Annotated in this window: 4 protein-coding genes; 3 read left to right on the plus strand and 1 reads right to left on the minus strand. The window is 68.9% G+C overall.

Features of this window, described 5'->3' with window-relative positions:
- A partial coding sequence (locus tag ACNPM4_RS01265) for a helix-turn-helix domain-containing protein (protein ID WP_448984426.1) occupies positions 1–337 on the minus strand: 337 nt, incomplete at its 3' end.
- Positions 338–540: 203 nt separating this feature from the next.
- Here ACNPM4_RS01265 and ACNPM4_RS01270 point away from each other — a divergent pair.
- The 3 genes from ACNPM4_RS01270 to ACNPM4_RS01280 are packed head-to-tail and all read left to right on the plus strand — an operon-like array spanning position 541 to position 4,502.
- Positions 541–1,980, plus strand: a complete 1,440-nt coding sequence (locus ACNPM4_RS01270; protein ID WP_448984427.1) for an FAD-binding oxidoreductase — start codon at positions 541–543, stop codon at positions 1,978–1,980.
- A 1-nt stretch (position 1,981) separates the two neighbouring features.
- On the plus strand, positions 1,982–2,887 hold the full coding sequence (locus ACNPM4_RS01275) for a YegS/Rv2252/BmrU family lipid kinase (RefSeq protein WP_448984428.1): 906 nt from the start codon (positions 1,982–1,984) through the stop codon (positions 2,885–2,887).
- A complete protein-coding gene (locus ACNPM4_RS01280; protein WP_448984429.1) occupies positions 2,880–4,502 on the plus strand; it encodes an FAD-dependent oxidoreductase in 1,623 nt (540 codons plus the stop codon). The genes ACNPM4_RS01275 and ACNPM4_RS01280 overlap by 8 nt, the downstream gene beginning before the upstream one ends.
- Positions 4,503–4,524: the final 22 nt, after the last annotated feature.

The following is a 4,524-nucleotide window of genomic DNA, read 5'->3' on the forward strand; positions in this document are numbered from 1 at the left end:
GCGTGAAGGCTTCGGGCTCGTCGGCGAGCAGACGCCTGTAGAGGGTGTCGTTCCGGAACAGCGTCGTGAAACGCAGCACGTCGTCGACGAGAGCGGTCCTCGTACGCGCATCGGCCGAGAAGGTGCGGAGTATGCCGTCGACGCGGCGCAGCAGAGCTGCTCTGACGACATCGTCGGCATCGCTCCAATTGCGATAGATGGTCGGACGGCTGAGATCGGCGCGCCGGGCGAGCTCGGCGATCGTGACGCCGTGCACGCCCCGGCGCTCGATCAGCGCGTCGGCGGCATCGAGGATCCTCGTCTGCGTCGCGTCCCACAAAGGTTGACGTTCTTCCATGATGTGTCACACTGTAACCCATGGGCCAAGACAATGGCAGGGTCGATGCGGACCCGTCGATGAGATGGAACGGTTGGGGCGATCCGGCCAAGGCTAAAGAACTTCCCCTGCCGGTGCGCGCACTGCTGCCGATACTGCTGGGACGCGTACGCAGACCTGCAGCGGCCGTCGAAATCGAGGACGTGCGGTTGGCGCCATCACGGTTGACCGCTGAGGACCACGCCGCACTGTCCGCAGCTGTCGGCCCCGCGCACGTCGACGTCACGACAGAGGCACGGATCCGTCATGCCGGTGGGCGTTCGACGCCGGACCTCCTCCGTCGCCGTGAGCCCGATCAAGACGCCCCGGATGCGGTGGTTCGTCCCGCCCATCACGACGAGGTCCGGGCGTGTCTCGACGTCGCGGTCGCGCGGGGGATCGCGGTCATCCCGTTCGGCGGCGGTACGAGCGTCGTCGGCGCACTCGACCCGGAGCGGGGAGCGCATCATGCGGTCGTGAGCCTCGACCTCCGGCGTCTCAGTGGTCTCGTGAGGCTCGACGAGGTCAGTGGCGAGGCCGTGCTCGCTGCGGGGACGACGGGGCCGGAGGCGGAAGCGCTGCTGTCCGCGCACGGGCTCGAACTCGGACACTTCCCGCAGAGCTTCCGCTACGCGACAATCGGAGGCTTCGCCGCCGCACGCTCGTCGGGACAGAACTCGGCGGGGAACGGCCGCTTCGACACCATGGTGACCGGCATCAGAGTGGCGACCCCGACCGGCGACATCGAGCTCGGACGATCGCCGGGTTCCGCCGCCGGGCCCGACCTGATCCGGGTGTTCCTCGGGTCGGAGGGCATCTTCGGTGTCATCACCGAGGTGCGGGTGCGGGTGCATCCGATCCCGCGCGAGCGCGTGTTCGAGTCGTGGTCGTTCCCCGACTTCACCAGCGGGGTCGAGGGTCTGCGGCGAGTGGCGCAGCAGGGCAACGGCCCCACGGTCATCCGGCTGTCCGATGAGGCGGAGACGGCAGTGAGCCTCGCCCAGGTCGGCAAGATCGGGAAGGTCCTCGCGAAGGGCACCAGCGTCGTCACCGTGTACGAGGGCGAGGGGATCGATGAACGCCGGACCCGTGTCAGCGCGCACCTCGCTGCCGCCGGTGGCATCTCGTCGGGGACGGGCCCGGCGGAGGACTGGCTGAAAGGCCGGTTCGATGGTCCCTACCTGCGGGATTCACTGCTCGACGCCGGGGTCTTCTGCGAGACGCTGGAGACCGCGACGACCTGGACGAATCTGCAGACGCTGCGGTCAGCCGTCGAGACGGCGCTCAAAGGCGGCTTCTCCGCGGCCGGGGCGAAATCGTATGTCATGTGCCACGTGTCGCACATCTACCCGACGGGAGCGTCGCTCTACTTCACGGTGCTCGCCGGCGTCCGGGCCGATCCGCTCGGGGCGTGGGAACCCGTCAAGGCGCGAGTCAACGACGCGATCATCGCCGCCGGCGGCACGATCAGCCATCACCACGCGGTCGGTCGGGATCACGCCCCCTGGCTGAGTCAGGAGATCGGTGAGACCGGTATGCGCATCCTCTCGGCGATCAAACGCGAGCTCGACCCGGCGGGCATCCTGAACCCCGGCGCCGTGATCCCCCTCGAACGGAACGACTGACGTGGCTGCGCACATCGCGGTGCTCGCGAATCCGTTCTCCGGCAAGGGCCGGGGCGGGAGAGCAGCCGACGCCGCCGTCCTGCACCTCCGAGATCGCGGTGCCGAGGTGCGTGCCTACGCGGGCGCGTCCGCGGCGGATACCGCCCGGCTCGCCGTCGCAGCTCTGGTGGACGATCCGCGTGCACTGGTGGTGGTCGGCGGCGACGGCACGCTGTCGGGCATTCTCGACACGGTGTGTGCGTCAGCCGTCCCGGTGGTCCTTATTCCGGCCGGCACGGGGAACGACCTCGCACGTGCTCTCGGATTGCCGCGAAACGATGCTGCTGCCGCCGCGGAGCTCGCACTCAGGGGCGTGCCACGACGGATAGACGTCGGTGAGGTCACGACGACAGGTGAAAGACGGAAGTTCCTCACAATCGCGGCGTTGGGACTCGATGCGAAGGTCAGCGACCGCACCAACCGGCTCCGTTGGCCTCACGGTGCACCGCGCTACTACCTCGCGCTGCTGATCGAACTCGTGCGTCTGCGACCGATGGACTTCACACTCGCCGTCGACGGCGAGAAGCCCACGCGATCGTCGGGCACGCTCATCGCCGTCGGCAGCACATCGAGCTACGGTGGCGGTATGCCGATCTGCGCGGGCGCAGTGCCGGACGACGGGGTGCTCGACATCGTGCACGTCGCTCCGCTCGGCCGACTGCGGTTGCTGCGGCTCTTTCCGCTGCTGCTGCGGGGGACGCATCTGAGTCGACCGGAGGTCGTCCATCGCCGAGCACGCACCGTGACGGTCGCGGCGCCCGGCCTCGTGGTCTACGCCGACGGTGAGCGGATCGGTGAAGATGAATGCACGATCGCGGTGCTGCCCGGAGCGCTGACGATGCTGGTCCCGGGGGAGAGCGATGACTGACTTCGACGAGGACGTCGTGATCGTCGGCTCCGGGTTCGGCGGGTCCGTCGCCGCGCTGCGACTGACGGAGAAGGGGTACCGGGTGCGCGTCTACGAGGCCGGCCGCCGCTTCGAGGACGAGGACTTCGCGAAGACGAGCTGGAATCTGCGTCGCTACCTGTGGGCGCCGATGCTCGGATGCTTCGGCGTGCAGCGCATCCATCGCCTTCCCCACGTGATGATCCTGGCGGGTGCGGGCGTGGGCGGCGGGTCGCTCAACTACGCCAACACGCTCTATCAGCCGGGCCCCGCCTTCTTCCAGGACGTGCAGTGGCGGGGTATCGCTGAGTGGGAGCCGGAACTGTCGCCGCACTACGTCACCGCGAAGCGGATGCTCGGCGTCGTGGAGCACTACCCGCACACCGGACCTGTCGAGCGGATCATGGCCGGGGCTGCCGAGGATCTGGGGGTCGGCTCGACTTTCCGGCAGGCCCCCGTCGGGGTGTGGTTCGGGAAGCCGGGGGAGCGTGCGCCCGATCCGTTCTTCGACGGCCAGGGACCGGATCGCACCGGCTGCACACTCTGCGGCAACTGCATGGTGGGCTGCCGCGTGGGCGCGAAGAACACGCTGATGAAGAACTACCTCGCTCTCGCGGAGCGTCGAGGCGTCGCGATCGAGGCGCTGCGCACGGTGACCGAGGTGCGTGAACTCCCCGGCGGCGGTTTCGCGGTCACGACGCAGCAGAGCGGTGCCTGGTTCCGTCGCGCGCGCCGGACGGTGACGGCAGAGCAGGTCGTGTTCGCCGGCGGAACCTGGGGCACGCAACAGCTGCTGCACCGGATGAAGGCGTCGGGCGCGCTGCCACACCTCTCCGATGCCCTGGGGCGTCTCACCCGTACCAACTCGGAAGCACTCGATGGTGCGGTGGCGACGAGGGTTCCCGAATCCCTGCAGCTCGCGCGAGGCATCGCGATCACCACCTCGTTCCACGTCGACGAGCGCACCCACGTCGAGAACGTCCGCTACGGCCCGGGTTCGAACCTGATGGGTGCGCTGGCGACCGTACTCGTCCCCGGCGATCGTCGCCTCGGCGTGCGTCTGCGCAGCCTCATGACACAGGTGCTCCGCTCTCCGGTACGGCAGTTCCGTCTCGGGAACCTCAGACGGTGGAGCGAGCGCGGAATCATCGCGCTCGTGATGCAGACGGCGGACAACTCTCTGACCCTGTCCCTGCGCAGGCGCTTCGGTCGACTCGTGATGACCAGCGGACAGGGACACGGCGAGCCGAATCCGAGCTACCTCCCTCAAGCGCACAGCGCCGCTGCGGCGATCGCGGCCCGGGTCGAGCAGGAGGGGGGAGAGCCGGCGGAGGCACGCGGATCCTGGCCGGAGGTCTTCGGCATCCCGCTCACCGCGCATTTCCTCGGCGGTGCGGTGATCTCTGCTGCGCCCGAAAACGGCGTGGTCGATCCCTATCACCGCGTCTGGGGGTATCCGGGGTTGCACGTGGTCGACGGTTCGGCTGTGCCGGCGAACCCCGGCGTGAACCCGTCGCTCACGATCACCGCTCTGGCCGAACGGGCTCTGTCGTACTGGCCGCGTCGCGGCGAAGCGGACACCCGCCCGTCGCCGTAGGCGGCTGCCTCCGGAGACGAGG

The sequence above is a fragment of the Microbacterium umsixpiens genome (assembly GCF_053543675.1).